Source organism: Paraburkholderia sp. FW306-2-2C-D06C, from assembly GCF_058781505.1.
In genome coordinates, this window is record NZ_JBYSWU010000002.1 from 34631 (window position 1) to 53081 (window position 18451).

The following is an 18451-nucleotide window of genomic DNA, read 5'->3' on the forward strand; positions in this document are numbered from 1 at the left end:
AGGGTCTTTGTGCGGCGCATTGGCGCGGGATGGTTTGGTTTTTTCGGGCAAGGACAGTCACGGCCGCAGGCACATATAAAAAAAAGCCCGCTTCAAAGAAGCAGGCTCAGAAGCGGGCTTTGCAGTAGAACGTGAGGCAGCGAACGGCTTATTGCACGCCCTGGGTCAACAGGAAGTCTTCATAGTTGCCGCCGAAGTCGTTCAACGTGCCATTAGTGCGCACTTCGATGATCCGGTTCGCGAGACCGCTCACAAACTCCCGGTCGTGCGACACGAAAATCAGCGTGCCTTCGTACTTGTCGAGCGCGATCTGCAGCGATTCGATCGACTCCATGTCCATGTGGTTGGTCGGCTCGTCCATCAGCAGCACGTTGTGGCGGCCCAGCATCAGCTTGCCCCAGATCATGCGACCCTTCTCGCCGCCCGACAGAACCTTCACGGACTTGCGGATGTCGTCGGCATTGAACAGCAGCCGGCCGAGCGTGCCGCGCACCATCTGCTCGTCGTCGCCTTCCTTACGGTAGCCGTCGATCCACTCCATCAGCGTGACGTCGGCCGGAAACTCTTCATACGTATCCTGCGGCATGTAACCGACATTGGCGTTTTCAGCCCACTTCACCATGCCGTGATCGAGCGTGAGCTTGCCGAGCAGCGAACGCAGCAGCGTGGTCTTGCCCGCGCCGTTCTCGCCGATGATCGCGATACGCTCGCCCGGCTGCACGCTGATGCTGAAATCGTTGAAGATCTGGCGCTCGTACTTCTTCGAGATCTTGTCGGCCACCACAGCAATGTTGTGCAGCTTCTTCTCGTATTCGAAGCGGATGAACGGATTCTGCCGCGACGACGGCTTGAATTCCTCGATCTTGATCTTGTCGATCATCTTCAGACGGCTGGTCGCCTGACGCGCCTTCGACTTGTTGGCCGAGAAGCGGCGCACGAAGTCCTGCAGGTCGGCGACGCGCTCTTTCGCCTTCGCGTTGGCGTTCTGCTGACGCTCGCGCGCCTGCGTGCTCGCCAACATGTAGTCGTCGTAGTTGCCCGGATAGACCTTCAGCGTGCCGAAGTCCATGTCGGCCATGTGCGTGCAGACCTGGTTCAGGAAGTGCCGGTCGTGCGAGATGATGATCATCGTCGAGTTGTACTGGTTGAGCACGTCCTCCAGCCAACGGATCGAGTTGATGTCCAGGTTGTTGGTCGGCTCGTCCAGCAGCAGCACGTCCGGCTTCGAGAACAGCGCCTGCGCGAGCAGCACGCGCAGTTTCCAGCCAGGCGCCACGTTGCTCATGGGGCCGTTGTGGTCTTCGATCGCAATGCCGATGCCGAGCAGCAGTTCGCCCGCGCGCGCTTCGGCCGTGTAGCCGTCATACTCGGCGAACTTCGCTTCGAGTTCGGCGGCGTGCATGTAATCGTCGTCGGTAGCGTCCGGGTTCGCGTAGATCGCATCGCGCTCGGTCATTGCGGCCCACATTTCGGTGTGGCCCATCATCACGACGTCGAGCACGCGAACGTCTTCGTACGCGAACTGGTCCTGGCGCAGCTTGCCGAGGCGGACGTTCGGCTCGAGCATCACGTTGCCCGCGCTCGGCTCCAGATCGCTGCCGAGGATCTTCATGAAGGTGGATTTACCGCAGCCGTTCGCACCGATCAGGCCATAGCGGTTCCCTTCCCCGAATTTGACCGAAATGTTCTCGAAGAGGGGCTTCGGCCCGAATTGCATGGTGATATTGGCGGTAGACAGCACGGCGCGTCCCTTTGAATGTGATATCGGCGAAAAACCCAATATTTTAGCAGGTTATCGCGAATTCAACCCGCGCGTGCGCCACGCTTGCGCGCTTTCACGCCTCTTTCCCGCGTCCGGCGGCCCTTTGCTCGCCTCGAAACCGCCGTTGCGTCACCTTTGCGTCGGCCTCGAAGCTAGCCTTTAGCCGCCGCGCGGCGTGCACGGTGTGCCCCGCGCGCAGCAGATGCCGGATCATCGGCGCGCCCATCAAACCGGGACCGCAAAAACCAGCTTCCACATTCAAGCCTCGTCAGTTTCAGGTTGAGTTTGCGCGGACATGATAACGGCCGCGCCTGCCACCGGCATATCGGGCACGCGATGTGCGGGATGACTCGCTCACGCGGGGGACTTCGGTCGAGTTCCATTGCCTATACTTTTTGCACACCAACGAAGATCAAAGGAGGAAGTTCATGTCAGACCACGTCTATAAACAAATCGAGCTGACCGGTTCATCGACCAAGTCGATCGACGACGCCATCAGCACCGCGATCTCCAAAGCGTCGAAGACCTTGCGCAATTTGCACTGGTTCGAGGTGACGGAAACGCGGGGCCAGATCGAGGACGACAAAGTCGCCTACTGGCAGGTGACGATCAAGGTCGGCTTGCGCATCGAATAAGCAGCGCGCGATCCATCTGAACGAACGTCGAAGCAGAATCCGCACCAAAAAGAAGCTGCGTCCGTACTGGACGCAGCTCCTCGAAGCGGCGGTTGCCGACACCGCCGCCTGGTCGATCGCGACCCGGTCTGGCGAGCCCCCGGTCTGGCGAGCCCCCCCCGGTCAAGCGAGACCCGGTCATTCATTACGAAGCTACATTACTTCGGCAGCGAACCGTCCACGCCTTCCACATACCAGTTCAGACGCTGCAATTCCGGATCCGTCAGCGTCTTGCCGGCCGGCACCTTCACCGCGCCAGCCTGGTCCTTGATCGGGCCGGTGAACACGTCCCACTTGCCGCCCGCCAGTTCATCGCGTTTCGCCGCCACCTGCTTTTGCGCGTCGGCCGGAATCGCCGACGTGTTCAGGTCCTCAAGATTGACGGCCTTTTGCGGAATGCCCCACCACACCGGATCGTTCTTCCACTTGCCGTCCAGCACCTGCTGGATCGCCGCGTTGTAATACACGCCCCAGTGCGCGACCACCGAACCGAGGTGCGCGTCAGGACCGAACTTCTTCATGTCCGAATCCCAGCCGAACGCATGCACGTGCTTTTCCGATGCGGTCGCGAGTGTGGCGCTCGAATCGGTATTTTGCAGCAACACGTCGGCGCCCTGGCCGATCAGCGTTTCAGCAGCCTGCTTTTCCTTGCCCGGATCGAACCAGCTGTTGATCCAGATGACCTTGGTGTGCACCTTCGGATTCACCGAACGCGCGCCGAGCGTGTACGCGTTGATGTTGCGGATCACTTCGGGAATCGGCACCGAGGCGACGAAGCCGAGCGTGTTGGTCTTCGTCACGTAGCCCGCGGCGACGCCGGCCAGATACGCGCCCTGATACATGCGCACATCATAGGTGCCGAAATTCGGCGCCTTCTTGTAGCCGGTTGCGTGCAGGAACACCGTGTCAGGGAAGTCCTTCGCGACCTTCAGTTCGAAATCCTGATAGCCGAAGCTCGAACCGATGATGATCTTGTTGCCCTTGTTCGCCAGATCGCGGAACACGCGTTCGGAGTCGGCCGATTCCGGCACGTTCTCGATACGCGTGATCTTGATCTTGCCGCCGAACTTCGCTTCCGCTTCCTTCGAACCCTGGTCGTGCGCGAAAGTCCAGCCGGCGTCGCCCGGGTTGCCAAGGTAGACGAACACGACGCCCGGCGCGTCGGCGGCCTGCGCGGTTTGCGCGAGCGGCGCGGCGAGCGCCAGCGAGGCCGCGCCCCATGCAAAAGCGGTCAGCAGATTTCTTCTCTTCATGTTTTCTCCTGTCGTGTCTAACGAATGCGTGTTTATCAACTGATGTGAAACGTGTGGCCGGTCACGGGGGATGACCGCGTCAGCCTGCCGAGAAAAACGGCTTGCCGAGCGATGCAGGCGCATTCAGGCGGATCGTGTTCGGATTGCGCGAAATCAGCACCAGCACGACGACTGTCGCGATGTACGGCAGCATCGCAAGAAACTGTGTCGGCACCGGGACGCCGATTGCCTGCGCATAGAACTGCAAGCCGGTCACCGCGCCGAACAGCAGCGCGCCGATCAGCAGCCGCCCGGGGCGCCACGTCGCGAACACGACCAGCGCGAGCGCAATCCAGCCGCGGCCCGAGGTGAGCTGTTCCTGCCACAGGTGCAGGTTGACAATCGAGTAATAACCGCCCGCGAGCCCGGCCATGCCGCCGCCAAAGGCCACCGCGCCGTAGCGCACGCCGACCACCGGAAAGCCGACCGAGTGCGCGACTTGCGGCGATTCGCCGACCGAGCGCAGCACGAGCCCGGCGCGCGTGCGATACAGGAACCAGCCGATCACCGCGAACATCAGGAACGCGAGGTAATCGAGTGGCGTGAGGCTGAAGAGTGCGGGCCCAAGCACGGGAATCTTCGAGAGACCGGGAATGGTCCAGATGTCGATCGTCGCGCGCACGGCCGCCGACGTGTACGGCTTGCCGACATAAGCCGACAGCCCGATGCCGAAGATCGTCAGCGAAAGACCCGTGGCGACCTGGTTGGCGAGCATCGTGAGCGTGAGGAACGCGAACAGCAGCGACATCGCGAGACCGGCGCCGATCGCGGCGACCACGCCGAGCCAAGGGTTGCCGGTAATCGCGGTGACCGCGTAGCCGGTGACCGCGCCCATCAGCATCATCCCTTCGACGCCGAGATTGAGCACGCCCGACTTCTCGGCGACGAGTTCGCCCGCGCCCGCGAACATCAGCGGGATCGCGGCGGTGACGGCGCTCGAGGTGAGCGCGCTGGCTTGTTGAATATCCATGGAGATCCGGCGGGAAAATCAGTGAGCTAATTAGTGAACTTGTGCTGCCAGCGAACGGCGGCGCACGCGGTAGTTCACGAACAGGTCGGCGCCCAGCAGGCAGAACAGCAGCAGCCCCTGGAACACGCCGGAGAGTGCCTGCGGCAATTGCATCGAGGTCTGCACCGCTTCGCCGCCGAGATAGAGCAGCGCCATCAGCAGGCTCGCGAGCACGATGCCGACCGGATGCAGCCGTCCGACGAACACGACGATGATCGCGGTGAAGCCATAGCCCGGCGACCACGTCGCCTGCAACTGGCCGATCGGGCCGGCGATCTCGCCCATGCCGGCGAGGCCCGCCAGACCGCCGCTGATCAGCAGCGACGTCCAGATGGTTTTCTTGTCGGAGAAACCGGCGTAGCGCGCGGCGAGCGGCGCAAGACCGCCGACGTTCATCCGGTAACCCGCAAAGCTCTTGCGCACGAACAGCCACACGAGCGGAATCGCGATCAGCGTGACGAACACCGACGCGTTCAGACGCGTGCCGCGCAGCCATTTCCAGTGCCAGTCGCCGGCGAAGGTCGGGTACAGCGCGTCGCCGCTGAACATCTCCGAGAGCGGGAAGTTCATGCCCTGCGGATCGCGCCACGGGCCGCTCACCAGATAGATGAGCAACTGCGTCGCCACATACGTGAGCATCAGGCTGACGAGAATCTCGTTGGTGTTGAAGCGGCTCTTCAGCAGCGCAGGAATCGCCGCCCACACCATCCCGCCGAGCACGCCGGCGATCATCATGGTTGGCAGAATCCACCAGCCGGTGGCCTGATCGAAATAGATCGCGACGCCGCTCGCGGCAATGCCGCCAAGCAGCATCTGCCCTTCGGCGCCGATGTTCCAGACGTTCGCGCGATAGCCGATCGCGAGGCCGAGACCGATCAGACACAGGGGCGAGGCCTTCAGCAGCAATTCGGACCAGCCATTCGCGCTGGAGAGCGGCTCGATGAAAAACGCATGCATCGCTTGCAGCGGATCACGGCCGACGAGGCTGAAAATCAGAAAGCCGATCGCGAGCGTGAGCAAAGCGGCGATCAGCGGCACGGCGAGCTGCATCGTGCGCGAGGGCGTCGTGCGTGCTTCGAGTCGATACGGAAGAATCATGAGTAGCGTGTCTTTATGTGGGTTGCTGGCGTCGAAGAACAGCTCACGCGTGGGCCGTCTGTTCCGCCGAAGGCGCCGCATCCTCGCGGCCGCCGAACAGGCCCGCCATCCAGCGGCCGATTTCCTCGGCGTTGGTCGCGCCGGTCGCACGCACCGGCGAGAGTCTGCCGCGCGCGAGCACCGCGATGCGATCGCAGATGTCGAACAATTCTTCGAGCTCCTCGGAAATCACCAGAATCGCCACGCCGCGCGCGGACAGATCGAGCAACTGCTGCCGGATGAAGGCCGCCGCGCCGACGTCGACGCCCCAGGTCGGCTGTGCGACCACCAGCACCTTGGGCGCCTGCAAAATCTCGCGCCCCACGATGTATTTCTGCAAGTTGCCGCCGGAGAGACTTTGCGCCAGCGCTTCCGAGCCGCCGCAGCGCACGTCGAAGGCTTCGATGCAACGCTTCGCGAACGCGCGCATGGCGCCTGACCTGATCCAGCCGGAGTTCACCATCTGCTGACGATGCGCGGTCAGCAACGCGTTTTCCGACAGGGTCATGGCCGGCACTGCGCCGCGGCCGAGGCGCTCTTCCGGCACGAAACCCAAACCGAGTGCGCGCCGTCCGCCCGCGCCCATGCGCCCCGCCGCCTTGCCGCAGAGGGTGACCGCATCGGCGCGCACGCCGCGCTTCTCGCCCGAAAGCGCCGACAGCAGTTCAGCCTGCCCATTGCCCGACACGCCCGCGATGCCGAATATCTCGCCGGCATGCACGCCGAACGACACGTTATCGAGCGAGGTCCCGAACGGATCGTCGCTTTCCACCGACAGTTGCTTCACGTCGAGCAGCACGTCGCCCGGCTTATGCTCGCGCCGCGTGTAATCGGGCAGCGAATGGCCGACCATCAATTGCGCGAGCGACGCGTGCGTTTCCTCTTTCGGCTTCACGTGACCGGTCACACGGCCGCCGCGCATCACCGTCGCGGTGTCGCACAGTTCCTGGATCTCGTCGAGCTTGTGGCTGATGTAGAGGATGCTGCAACCTTCGGCAGCCAGCCGCCGAAGCGTCGCGAACAGCTTGCGGACCGCCTGCGGCGTGAGCACCGAAGTCGGTTCGTCCATGATCAGCAGACGCGGGTTCTGCAACAGGCAGCGCACGATCTCGACGCGTTGCCGCTCGCCCACGGTCAGGCTGTGAACGTGACGTTGCGGATCGATGTCGAGGCCGTAGTCGGCGGAGACTTCGCGGATGCGTTTCGCGAGCGTCTTCAGATCGAAGGGTTCGTCGAGCGCGAGCGCGATGTTTTCGCCGACCGTGAGCGTCTCGAACAGCGAAAAGTGCTGAAACACCATGCCGATGCCGAGCTTGCGCGCCGCCGCGGGACTGGCGATCTCGACCGCCTCGCCTTCCCAGCGGATCTCGCCGGCGTCGGGCCGCACCGCACCATAGATGATCTTCATCAGCGTGCTTTTGCCGGCACCGTTTTCGCCGAGCACGGCGTGGATTTCGCCCGGCGCGACGACCAGCGTGACGTCGTCGTTGGCGCGCACGGCTGGGTACTGTTTGGTGATGCCCTCGAGCACCAGCCGGGGCGCCGCCTGTTCCGGCCGCGTTGCCGGCTGCGCGGCGGCGCCGTCGCTATAAGAAGAGTCGCTCATGTGATTCCGTAATACGTCAGTGACTGCCGGTTACAGCGCGTCCGCCCGCCCTCACAGCGAGCGATCCGTCACCACAACCGGATGACAATACCTAATTCGACCCACTCAGTCGAGCCGTCAAAATTCCCCGCAAACCCGCGCCGTAGCGTGCTCCGCGGGTATCCCACTCTTGACGTGTTTTTGTGTTCATATTAAAAGCCGTATACCCCCACGCCCGCTCGATCAGCCAGAACATATATTTCGGAGAAGTCATGAGTCAGCAACGCGAGGCGATCGATACGTATTTACTGCGCGTCTTGCACACCCTGTTGATGGAACGCAGCGTCACGCGCGCGGCCGTCAAACTGAATCAATCGCAACCCGCGATCAGCGCGGCGCTGCGCCGTTTGCGCGACATCACCGGCGACCCGCTGCTGGTGCGCGGCAAGTCCGGCATGGTGCCGACCGAGTATGGCCTGCGCCTGCTCGAACCGGTGCAGAACGCGCTGCGCGAGATCGAGCGCATCAAGTTTCAGCAGCACAACTTCGATCCCGCCACCTCCATTCGCTGCTACCGGATCGGCTGCCCGGACTATCTGAACGTGCTGTTCGTGCCGACGGTGGTCGAACGCTTTCGTCAGGCCGCGCCGAATGCGACGCTCGAGTTTCACTCGCTCGGGCCGGCTTTCGACTACGAACTCGCGCTCGAGGACGGCAAGCTCGACATCGTGGTCGGCAACTGGCCGGAGCCGCCGGAGCAATTGCACCTGTCGAACCTGTTCGTCGACCAGATCGTCTGCCTGATGAGCAACACGCATCCGTTCGCCAAGCGCGGCGGGCTGACGCTCGACCAGTACCTGAATGCTCCGCATCTTGCGCCTACTCCTTACTCGGTGGGCCAGCGCGGCGCGATCGACGTGCACCTCGCGCGCGAGCGGTTAAAGCGTCATGTGGTCGTGACGTTGCCGTACTTCAATCTGGCGCCGTACGTGCTGATCAAGTCCGATCTGATCTTCACGACGACGCGCCTGTTTGCCGATTACTACGCCAAATTCCTGCCGCTGACCGTGGTACCCGCACCGCTCGATTTCCCGCCGATGCAGTACTACCAGCTGTGGCACGAACGCGTGCATTACTCCGACGAAGTGCGCTGGCTGCGCAGTCTGGTTGCGGAAGCAACCAGGACCTTGATCGACAAGCCTTGAGCTTTTTTAGTGATCTATCGGCATCTCTCATGCGTGACGGATGCCGATAGTTTTCACGCCCGGCATTATTTCGTTACGCCGCTGCTTCGTAAAGAGTCTTCGCCAACCGGTTGTGCTGCTCGATGACCGGTCCGAGTTCCAGCGTCGTCAACTGCCCGTCCTTCACCACCACCTTGCCGCCGATCACGCTGCAGCTCGCCTGCGACGGTGCGCAGAACACCAGCGCCGCCACCGGATCGTGCAAGGCGCCCGCAAACAACGGCTGGCGCAGATCGAACGACACGAAGTCCGCCGCCATGCCCGGCGCCAATGCGCCGATATCGTCGCGATTCAACACCTTCGCGCCACCCAGGGTCGCAATCTCCAATGCCTCACGCGCGGTCATCGCATCCGGGCCGAAACCGACCCGCTGCAACAGCAGCGCCTGGCGCACTTCCGCGACCATTTGCGCACCGTCGTTCGAAGCCGAGCCATCCACACCGAGCCCGACCGGCACACCCGCGAGACGCATCCGCTTGACCGGCGCAATGCCCGATGCGAGCCGCATGTTCGAACACGGACAGTGCGCGACACCCGTTCCGGTACGGGCGAACAGTTCGATGCCTGCTTCGTCGAGCTGTACGCAGTGCGCATGCCACACATCGTGGCCGACCCAGCCGAGGTCTTCCGCATACTCGGCGGGCGTCATGCCGAACTTCTCGCGGCTGTACGCGATGTCGTTGACGTTCTCCGCGAGGTGCGTGTGCAGCGACACGCCGTAGTGCCGCGCCATCTTCGCCGATTCACGCATCAGATCGCGGCTCACCGAGAACGGCGAACACGGCGCCACCACCACGCGCAGCATCGCGTAACGTCCCTCGTCGTGATACGCCTCGATCAGACGCTGCGTGTCCTTCAGAATGTCCGCTTCACGCTCGACCACCGAATCCGGGGGCAAACCGCCGTCCTTCTGCCCCACGCTCATGCTGCCGCGGGCCGCGTGAAAACGCATGCCGATCCGGCGCGCCGCAGCGATGCTGTCATCGAGGCGGCTACCGTTCGGATAGATATACAAATGGTCGCTCGAGGTCGTGCAACCGGACAGCAGCAGTTCGGCCATGGCCGTCAACGTCGAGACTTCGATCATCTCCGGCGTGAGGTTCGCCCACACCTTGTAGAGGCTGGTCAGCCAGCCGAACAGCTCGGCGTCCTGCGCGGCGGGAATCGCCCGCGTCAGGCTCTGATACATGTGGTGGTGCGTGTTCACCAGCCCCGGAATCACCAGATGCCCACGCATGTCCAGCACTTCGTCGGCCGTTTGCGGCAGCTCCGCCGTCGGTCCGGCCGCGACGATCCGGTTGTCCTCGATATACAGTCCGCCGTCGCGCAGTTCGCGCCGGGCGCCATCCATCGTGACCAGCACGTCCGCGTGCCTGACCAGCATCGTTTTCTTCGGCTTACCCGCTTCATTCGACACCCTGGCCGCCTGTTCCATCGTCATTCGTTTCTCCGCTTCATTGCTTCCGTGCAAAGCCGTTCGAACGCGATGTGACGGCACGCCACCGTGCCGCCGCGTCCCGTCGAACGCCGTTGGCCCGGTTACCCAGCGTATTCCGCCGTCTTCGGGGTCCCCCGAGGGGACCTCCTTCGGGGCGTGCGCCTTGCCTGAAACCTGTTTGTTGCGGCGCACAGACGTAACCTTCGACGGCCAAAATTACGCTGACAACTCATGCCGGTGCGATACCCGGCTTCACGCTGCCGATATAGTGGGCCTTTTTTGGCGCCAGTAGGATCCGCCGGTAAGGTTAAATGCACTGCAATAGTCGAACGAATCGACTCGCTACGGCTTTCAGAGGGCTGTCTGTCATGCGCCAGGTATTATCTTTCCTATCTCGCGCGCGCTGACGGGGACAACCTTTTTACAATGGCTGCCACGGCGCTCGCTTCAATTCGCCGACGGGTATGTAGCCACTGACGTGGAGCCTCGATCCGCCGCAAACGTATCTGGATCGGGCTGCCGCCGAAACCTCGCATTCACATAAGGAAAATTGCGAATGGGAAAGCTCACTACCCATGTGCTCGACACCGCGAACGGCCGTCCCGGCGCGGGCATCAAGGTCGAACTCTTCGCGCTCGCGGGCGACACCCGCCGCGCGCTCAAAACCACCATCACCAATGACGACGGCCGCTGCGATCAGCCGCTGCTCGAAGGCGACGCGCTGGTCGCGGGCGAATACGAACTGGTGTTCGCTGCCGGCGATTATTTCGCATCGATCGGCACGAAGGTGCCGGAGCCGCGCTTCGTCGATCGCGTCGTGCTGCGCTTCGGCATCGCCGATGCCGGCGCGCACTATCACGTGCCGCTGCTGGTGTCGCCGTGGTCGTACAGCACCTATCGGGGCAGCTAAGGAGTGAAGGCGAGTTTGAAGTCGCGCTGCATTTTTTGATCGAACGCCGGCGACTCGACCCGCAGTTCCATAAAAAAACGGCGCGCGCGAACTGAACGCACCGCGTCTTTCACCCAGCAGTCTGCGCAACGACGCGATGCATGCCGATGACTCGTGGGCCGGGTCCCCGAAGGCAACTACGTCGTTGCGCGTACAACGAATCAGAAGTGGAGGAGTGTCATGGAAGGCTTTATCACCGACTGGCTGAATCTGGCGATTCGCTGGTTCCACGTCATCGCCGCGATTGCATGGATCGGCGAGTCGTTTTATTTCGTCGCGCTGGACAACAGCCTGACACCGCCGCAGGACCCGAACCAGCGCAAGCGCGGCGTGTTCGGCGAGCTGTGGCACGTGCACGGCGGCGGCTTCTACAACATGCAGAAGTACACTGTCGCACCACCGGAAATGCCGGAAGATCTGCACTGGTCGAAGTGGCCGTCGTACACCACGTGGCTGTCGGGCTTCGGTCTGTTCACCGTGCTGTACCTGTTCTCGCCCACTACTTACCTGATTGACAGGAACGTGCTCGACATGGGCCCGGTGGTCGCCGTCGCTTCGGCGCTCGGCTTTCTGGCGGCGGGCTGGATCGTCTACGACTCGCTGTGCCGCATTCTCGGCAACAAGGACACGGTGCTCGGCATCTGCGTCGGTGCGTATGTGCTGATCGCGGCATGGCTTGCGTGCCACATTTTCGCCGGCCGCGCGGCTTATCTGATCATGGGCGCAATGCTGGCCACGATCATGTCGGCGAACGTGTTCTTCGTGATCATTCCGGGTCAACGCAAGATGGTCGACGCGATGCTCAAGGGCGAAACGCCGAACCCGATCTATGGCAAGCGTGGCAAGCAGCGTTCGGTGCACAACACGTATTTCACGTTACCGGTGGTGTTCGCGATGCTGTCGAACCACTATGCAATGACGTACACGCACCCGTACAACTGGGCCGTGCTCGTGATCATCATGCTGGCCGGCGCGCTGATTCGCCAGTTCTTCGTGATGCGTCACCGTGGCCAGGTGCTGTGGTACCTGCCGCTGGTGGGTATCGTGCTGATGTTCGCCGCTCTCTTCTGGACCATGCCGAAGCCGGTCGTGCCGCAAGCGCAAGCCGCGAATGCGCCGGTGGTCAAGGTGGCCGATATCGCACCCGTGCTGCAACAGCGTTGCGTGGCCTGCCACTCCGCCCATCCGACGATGATGGGCAGCGCCCCGGCCGGTGTGCTGCTGGATACGTCGGATGAGATTTCGCAGAATGCACAGCGGATTTATCAGCAGGCGGTGACGTTGAAGGCGATGCCGCTGGGCAATGTCACCCACATGACCGACGACGAGCGGATGAAGATCGCTGCGTGGTTCCAGGGCGGTGCCGCGAAGTAATGAGCGGGCCGGGCCTCGTGCCCGGCCTGGCGAAACATGAAGCGGGCTTTTCGCGCGAGCGGGAAGCCCGCTTTTTTTACTGCCTGTAAATGACCACCGTAGCTGACGTCGCGGACCCGCTGAAGCAACAAATCTCAAACCGTCATCGCGCTCAACGCATCTTCGGTGAGCCAGAGCGACTCGGCCAGATCCTGCTCATTGAGGTTAAGCCCGTCCCCGCCACGATCGACGACGATGAAGTCGCTCACGTCACCTAACGCGATCAGCGGATGGTGCCAAACGCCCTTCGCATAGTTGACGCCCTGCCAGCCGCTCGTCACGAACGCGCGAATCCGCTTGGGATCCAGTTCGCCCGCCGGCGCCACCACCACCAGATACGGCTTGTCGTTCAACGGCACGAACGCCTGGCTGCCGAGCGGATGACGCTCGAGCATCTTCACTTCGAACGGCAGCGTGCGCGGCTGCCCACGAAACAGATTCACGAGCGTGCGGCCGTTCTCGTCGGTGACGTCCACCTTCGCAAGGTCGTGATAACGGATCGTGGTGCCGAGGTTGATCGGAATCTGCTTCGCGCCTTCGAGTTCGATCACGTCGCCGAACGCGGCGAACGCTTCCTTCGTCAACGGTTCGATAGCCAGCGTTTTCATGATTCGAGCGTGCCCCACAGACGCAGACGCGACACGCCGCCGTCCGGAATGATGTTGAAGCGCACATGCGTCACCGGACCCACTGCGGCGATTTCGCTCTCGAAGTAATGCTGCTTGTCCATTTGCAGCTTCTGTTCGCCGAGCAGCACCGGCCAGAACATCGCCTGCGTGATCAGCGAGCTATCCGTGCCGCCCGTCACATACGCGGCCTGGATCGAGCAGCGGTCCGGATAGTTGCCCTTGAAGTGAGCCGTATCCACTTCGATCTTCCTGATCACGCCCGGCTGCGCCAGCGCGACGATCGCCCAGTCGTTGCCCGGCTCGCGGCGGCGACGCGTTTCCCAGCCGTCGCCCATGTTCACGCCACGGCCCGGCATCAGGATCGTCGACGCTGCGCCGAAGTGCTGGTTGTTCGCGGCGACCAGATACGCGCCGTTTTCCATTGCCGCCAGATCGAACTGCTCGGTGCGGCTCGCGCCCGCCCAGTCCACTTGCGGCTGACCATACACACGCAGGCGCGCGATGCCGCCGTCCGGGTAGATGTTCACGCGCAGGTGCGTGTACGCGTTCGCGTCGCTGACTTCGTGATAGTGGTGGCTGTTGCCTTGCAGCGTGGTCGACGGGACGATCCCGGTCCATTGCGTCGACGGGTTCGGCACGCCGTCCACCACGCGCGCGGCTTCCACCGAAGCCGCCGGCGGGAAGTTACCCGTGAAGTGGCTGGTGTCGAGATCGAGCCCCTTGATCACGCCCGGACGCGCGAGCTTGATGACGCACCAGTCGTAGCCGGTGGCGCGCTTGCGGCGCGTTTCCCAGCCGTCCATCCACTTGCCGTTGTCGTCGTACTTGCCGGGAATGAAGACGGCCGGCTCCGGATTCAGCATGCGTTCCTTCGGCGCGAAGAAATCGTCGCTGGCCTCGAGCGCCTGTGCGCCCAGACGCGGGTCCGCGAGGTTCACATAGCGGCGCGTGAAGTCCGGTGCGTTGGGGTCGAGAATCGGGAGTGCCATCTTTGTCTTCCTTGAAGTTGTTAGTGCTGAAAAAACGTTTCGGTTCGAGGTCCGCGACGCGCGCGGTTCAAGTTACGAGCCTTACGCGTCGATCAGGTCGTCGAGCCGGAAACGTGCGATACGGTAGATCTGGTCGAGGCTGGCGCGCAATTCGTCAGCGCGGCTGTTGTTCACACGCGCCTCGAAGTTCGCGATGATGCCGTGGCGGTCGAAGCCGCGCACCGCGAGGATGAACGGGAAACCGAACTTCTCGCGATAGGCGCTGTTCAGCGCGACCAGTGTGTCGAATTCTTCCTGCGTGCATTGGGAGAGGCCCGCGCCGCTCTGCTCACGCGTCGACTCGGCGGTCAGCTCGCCGCGCACCGCAGCTTTGCCCGCGAGCTCCGGGTGGGCGTTGATCAAGGCAAGCTGCTTCTCTTCGCCTGCCGTTTCGACGATATTCGACATCTTGCGATGCAACTCGTCGATGCTCGCAAAGGGCCTTTGACTCGCGGCGAGTTCCGCGACCCACGGCGAGTGCTCGAAAATGCCCGACAGCGCCGCGACAAACGCGTCGGTCGAGGTGCTGTTGAGTTGATCAAGGGTGTATTGCATCGCCTTCATGCCGCTGCCCCGCGGCTGTTCTGCTGGTAGGGGTGATGTTCGCGCCAGTGCCGCGCGATATCGACGCGCCGCGTCACCCACACGTGATCGTGCTGTTCGATATGGTCGAGGAAACGTTGCAGCGCGCGCAAACGCCCTGGGCGGCCGAGCAAGCGGCAGTGCATGCCGATCGACAGCATCTTGGGCGCTTCGTCGCCTTCTTCGTAGAGCACGTCGAATGCGTCGCGCAGATAGGTGAAGAAGTGATCCGCGGTATTGAAGCCTTGCGGACTCGCAAAACGCATATCGTTGGTGTCGAGCGTGTACGGCACGATCAGTTGCGGCACTTTTGCGCCGCCGGTCACTTCGACGTCCATCCAGAACGGCAGGTCGTCGCCGTAGTAATCCGAGTCGTAAAGGAAGCCGCCGTATTCGGCGACCAGCCGATGCGTGTTGGGACTATCGCGGCCGGTGTACCAGCCGAGCGGCCGCTCGCCCGTGACGCGCTCGATCGCTTCCATGCCGAGGCGCATGTGCTCCGCTTCTTTCTCCGGCGGCATGTCCTGATAGTGAATCCAGCGATAGCCGTGGCAGGCGATCTCATGACCGAGTTCGACGAACGCGCGCGCCACTTCCGGATGCCGTTCGATCGCCATGCCGACACCGAACACGGTGAGCGGCAAACCGCGCTTTTCGAATTCGCGCAGAATGCGCCACACGCCCGCGCGCGAACCGTATTCGTAGATCGACTCCATGCTCATATGGCGGGCCGGATAGGCCGCCGCGCCGACGATCTCCGACAGGAACTGCTCCGAACCCGGATCGCCGTGCAGCACGCAATTTTCACCGCCCTCTTCGTAGTTCAGGACGAATTGCACCGCCACGCGCGCTCGCCCGGGCCAGTTCGCCTGCACCGGGTGGCGGCCGTAGCCGATCAGATCGCGTGGATAGTTCGAGTCGAGTGGCATGGTTTGACGAGATGCATGGTGACGGTACGTAAAATTCGCGTGGAACTCACATGAAATGCATGTGAAGTTCGCTCGGGGTTTGCTCAGAATCGGCTTGTGATCCGAGCCGGCGCGGGCGGCAACAGCCCCCCAGAACAGCACCAGAAAGCAGCAGCAAAAAGCGCTTCGGGCACCAGCGCCGAGTGGGATCAGTGTAGCGAAAACGCCCGGGTGCGCCCATACACCCGGGCAGATAGTGCGTGTCAGACGGAATGTATGTGCGGCGCCGCGTCTGTAGTGTTTACCCGCAGCAAATCGGCGTTTTCTGCGTTTCCTGCGCATTTCCCGCAAAACCGTGCGGCGGCAGCGGGTTCGGACCGGTATCGGTCGGACTGAAAGCTTCCAGCGCGCCCTCGTAACGCTTCGCCAGCGGCCGCGCATAGTCGCCGCGCTTGGCGGTCGACAGACGCAGCGCAACCAGCGCCTCGGTCCATTTGACAGCCGCCGTCACGCCCTCGATAACCGGTGCGCCCAATGCATCTTCGATCTCCGCGCACAACTCCGCCATGCCGGCGCAACCGAGCACGATCGCGTCCGAACCGTCTTCGTCCAGCGCGCGGCGGCATTCGTCGAGGATGATGCGGCGTGCGGCCGAACCGGGTTTGTCGAGATCGAGCACGGCGACGTCGGTGGCGCGTACATTGCGGCAAAAACGCTTCATGCCGTAGCGCTCGGCGAGATGCCACGCCATGCCGCAGGTGCGCGCCAGCGTCGTCACCACCGAAAACCCGGGCGCCAGCACGCTTGCCGCGTGCATCGCCGCTTCAGCGATGCCGATGACCGGCCCGCGCGCCAGTTCGCGCGCGGCGTACAGCCCGGGATCGCCGAAGCAGGCGATCACGTAGCCGTCACAACCGTCGCGCTCGCCGGCGCTGATCTCGGCCAGCAAGCCTGGCGTCGCGAGAGCCTCGTCGTAGTAGCCTTCGATCGACGGCGGTCCCATCGTCGGATTCACCGCGATCACTTCGGTGCCGGGCGCGGCGACTTCGCGAGCGCAACGGCCCATTGCCTCCGTCATACGTTGCGTCGTATTCGGGTTGATCAGTTTGATGCGCATATCGACTCCTGTTGCGACGCCGGCTCAGCGAGCGAGCACGCGGTAGAACAACGCACCCAGCGCGGCGCCGATGAACCACGAGAAATTCGCCAGCCCATCGAGCGTCGGCACCATCACGCAGACCACGGCGATGAGCGCGGCCGGCAGCAACGCAGCCACAGCCCGGTAGTTGACGCCGTTGCGGTACCAGTACGAGCCGGTTTGGGACACCGTGTAGAGGTCGTCGAGCACGATCTTCTGGCGCTTCACAAGATAATAATCGACGATCAGGACGCCATACAAAGGTCCGATGAAGCTGCCGAGCACATCGAGCGTGTAGTGAATCACCGAAGGATTGTTGAACAGATTCCACGGCGTGATGAAAATCGACGCCACCGCGGCGAGCATGCCGCCCGCGCGCCAGCTGATCAGGCGCGGCGCGACATTCGAGAAATCGAAGGCCGGCGACACGAAATTGGCGACGATGTTGATACCGATGGTCGCGATCGTGAAGGTCAGCGCGCCGAGAATCACCGCGGTCGGGTAATCGATACGGCCCACCGTTTCGACCGGATCCGTGATCAGTTGGCCGAACACCGGCAGCGTGGCCGCGGTCGTGACCACCGTCACCAGCGAGAAGGCCAGGAAGTTGACCGGCAGGCCCCAGAAGTTGCCGCGCTGCACGCTGCGAAAGCTCTTGCCGTAGCGCGAAAAGTCGCCGAAATTCAGCATCGGTCCGGAGAAGTACGACACCACCAGCGAGGTCGCCGTGATCATCACCGGCACCACTTCCATGCCGTGATATTTGACGCCGCCCAGGTTGATGCCGATGTTCTGCCATCCTGCGCGATACACCATGTAGCCCGCGAGAATGAACATCACCACGTAGACCGCCGGACCGGCGAAGTCGATGAACTTCTTGATGGTCTCCATGCCGTGCCAGAACACCAGCGCCTGCAATACCCACAGCAGCATGAAACCGGCCCAGCCGAGGGTCGAGAGACCCATGAAGCCGTGGTGATGAACGTCCGCATACGGCAACAGTTGCGGGACGAACTTCAGCACCACGATCACCAGCGCGCTCGAAGCCAGATAGGTCTGAATCCCGTACCACGCCACCGCGATCAAACCGCGAATCACTGCGGGAATATTCGCGCCGAGCACGCCGAAAGTCGCACGGCAGGCAACCGGATAAGGCACGCCGTTCTGCTGACTCGGCCTGGCAATCAGATTGCACAACACGTTGACGATCGTAATGCCGACCAGCAGTGCAATCAGCACCTGCCAGCTCGTCAACCCGAGCGCGAACAGACTGCCCGCGAACACGTAGCCGCCGACGCTGTGCACGTCCGACATCCAGAACGCAAAGATGTTGTAAGCGCCCCAGGTTTGATGGCGCAGCGGCGCCAGGTCTTCGTTGTAGAGCCTCTCGCTGTAACCTGACGGCAGCGACGGGGCGCCGGTCGCGCTGTCGTCTTCATAAGTGGAAATTGCGGGACTGCCGGGCGCTGCACTGAACTGAGCCATGACTCCTCCTTTGGGATAGGGACCATCGATAGCGAATCGAAGGACGTTGCATCGGCTATGCCAGGCGCACCCTCTTATCCGAGTGGAACCGAGGGGAATTTCAATCGCCTGAATGGCCGCGCCGCGGATGTCTCCGTACTGAAGTACTTGTGCTTATCGCACCGCCAGCAGCCGCGGA

Annotated in this window: 16 protein-coding genes and 1 pseudogene; 4 read left to right on the plus strand and 13 right to left on the minus strand. The window is 62.7% G+C overall.

Annotated features, from left to right (window positions below):
* Positions 1–148: 148 nt before the first annotated feature.
* Positions 149–1741 carry an ABC-F family ATPase gene (locus AC3WLT_RS01770; protein ID WP_492590187.1) on the minus strand — a complete coding sequence of 531 codons (1593 nt, stop codon included), beginning with the start codon at positions 1739–1741 and terminating at the stop codon, positions 149–151.
* 163 nt (positions 1742–1904) lie between these two features.
* Positions 1905–2018: pseudogene (locus tag AC3WLT_RS01775) on the minus strand (NAD(P)-binding domain-containing protein); the annotation flags it as partial.
* A gap of 172 nt (positions 2019–2190) precedes the next feature.
* On the opposite strand from AC3WLT_RS01775, the gene AC3WLT_RS01780 reads away from it, so the two are divergent.
* The gene (locus AC3WLT_RS01780) at positions 2191–2397 is read left to right on the plus strand and encodes a dodecin (protein WP_115101031.1); all 207 of its coding nucleotides are present in this window, start codon (positions 2191–2193) and stop codon (positions 2395–2397) included.
* Positions 2398–2594: 197 nt separating this feature from the next.
* Here AC3WLT_RS01780 and AC3WLT_RS01785 read toward each other — a convergent pair whose 3' ends face one another.
* The 4 genes from AC3WLT_RS01785 to AC3WLT_RS01800 form a co-directional block, all read right to left on the minus strand.
* Positions 2595–3689: a BMP family ABC transporter substrate-binding protein gene (locus AC3WLT_RS01785; RefSeq protein ID WP_492590189.1), complete on the minus strand. Its 1095-nt coding sequence runs from the start codon at positions 3687–3689 to the stop codon at positions 2595–2597.
* A 79-nt stretch (positions 3690–3768) separates the two neighbouring features.
* On the minus strand, positions 3769–4698 hold the full coding sequence (locus AC3WLT_RS01790; protein WP_492590191.1) for an ABC transporter permease: 930 nt from the start codon (positions 4696–4698) through the stop codon (positions 3769–3771).
* A gap of 30 nt (positions 4699–4728) precedes the next feature.
* Positions 4729–5835: an ABC transporter permease gene (locus AC3WLT_RS01795; RefSeq protein ID WP_492590193.1), complete on the minus strand. Its 1107-nt coding sequence runs from the start codon at positions 5833–5835 to the stop codon at positions 4729–4731.
* Between the two features lie 43 nt (positions 5836–5878).
* A complete protein-coding gene (locus tag AC3WLT_RS01800) occupies positions 5879–7480 on the minus strand; it encodes an ABC transporter ATP-binding protein (protein ID WP_492590195.1) in 1602 nt (533 codons plus the stop codon).
* Between the two features lie 251 nt (positions 7481–7731).
* Here AC3WLT_RS01800 and AC3WLT_RS01805 point away from each other — a divergent pair, with 251 nt between their 5' ends.
* Entirely contained in the window at positions 7732–8664 is a 933-nt protein-coding gene (locus AC3WLT_RS01805; protein ID WP_006051768.1) for a LysR substrate-binding domain-containing protein, read from the plus strand.
* Between the two features lie 73 nt (positions 8665–8737).
* Here AC3WLT_RS01805 and AC3WLT_RS01810 read toward each other — a convergent pair whose 3' ends face one another.
* Entirely contained in the window at positions 8738–10144 is a 1407-nt protein-coding gene (locus tag AC3WLT_RS01810; protein ID WP_492590197.1) for an 8-oxoguanine deaminase, read from the minus strand.
* A 553-nt stretch (positions 10145–10697) separates the two neighbouring features.
* On the opposite strand from AC3WLT_RS01810, the gene uraH reads away from it, so the two are divergent.
* Both uraH and AC3WLT_RS01820 read left to right on the plus strand, forming a co-directional pair.
* On the plus strand, positions 10698–11051 hold the full coding sequence (gene uraH, locus AC3WLT_RS01815; RefSeq protein ID WP_492590198.1) for a hydroxyisourate hydrolase: 354 nt from the start codon (positions 10698–10700) through the stop codon (positions 11049–11051).
* 219 nt (positions 11052–11270) lie between these two features.
* Entirely contained in the window at positions 11271–12464 is a 1194-nt protein-coding gene (locus AC3WLT_RS01820) for a urate hydroxylase PuuD (RefSeq protein WP_492590200.1), read from the plus strand.
* Positions 12465–12598: 134 nt separating this feature from the next.
* On the opposite strand, the gene AC3WLT_RS01825 is transcribed toward AC3WLT_RS01820, so the two are convergent.
* From AC3WLT_RS01825 to AC3WLT_RS01850, 6 genes are all read right to left on the minus strand, one after another.
* Positions 12599–13111: an ureidoglycolate lyase gene (locus AC3WLT_RS01825; protein WP_492590202.1), complete on the minus strand. Its 513-nt coding sequence runs from the start codon at positions 13109–13111 to the stop codon at positions 12599–12601.
* Entirely contained in the window at positions 13108–14121 is a 1014-nt protein-coding gene (gene alc, locus AC3WLT_RS01830; RefSeq protein ID WP_492590204.1) for an allantoicase, read from the minus strand. Before alc ends, AC3WLT_RS01825 begins: the two co-directional genes overlap by 4 nt.
* 81 nt (positions 14122–14202) lie before the next feature.
* A complete protein-coding gene (gene uraD, locus AC3WLT_RS01835) occupies positions 14203–14724 on the minus strand; it encodes a 2-oxo-4-hydroxy-4-carboxy-5-ureidoimidazoline decarboxylase (protein ID WP_492590206.1) in 522 nt (173 codons plus the stop codon).
* Positions 14721–15671 (minus strand): allantoinase PuuE, encoded by a 951-nt coding sequence (gene puuE, locus AC3WLT_RS01840; protein ID WP_492590208.1) that lies wholly within the window; start codon positions 15669–15671, stop codon positions 14721–14723. Before puuE ends, uraD begins: the two co-directional genes overlap by 4 nt.
* A gap of 280 nt (positions 15672–15951) precedes the next feature.
* The gene (locus AC3WLT_RS01845) at positions 15952–16767 is read right to left on the minus strand and encodes an aspartate/glutamate racemase family protein (RefSeq protein WP_492590210.1); all 816 of its coding nucleotides are present in this window, start codon (positions 16765–16767) and stop codon (positions 15952–15954) included.
* Between the two features lie 24 nt (positions 16768–16791).
* Positions 16792–18273: an NCS1 family nucleobase:cation symporter-1 gene (locus AC3WLT_RS01850; protein WP_492590212.1), complete on the minus strand. Its 1482-nt coding sequence runs from the start codon at positions 18271–18273 to the stop codon at positions 16792–16794.
* Positions 18274–18451: the final 178 nt, after the last annotated feature.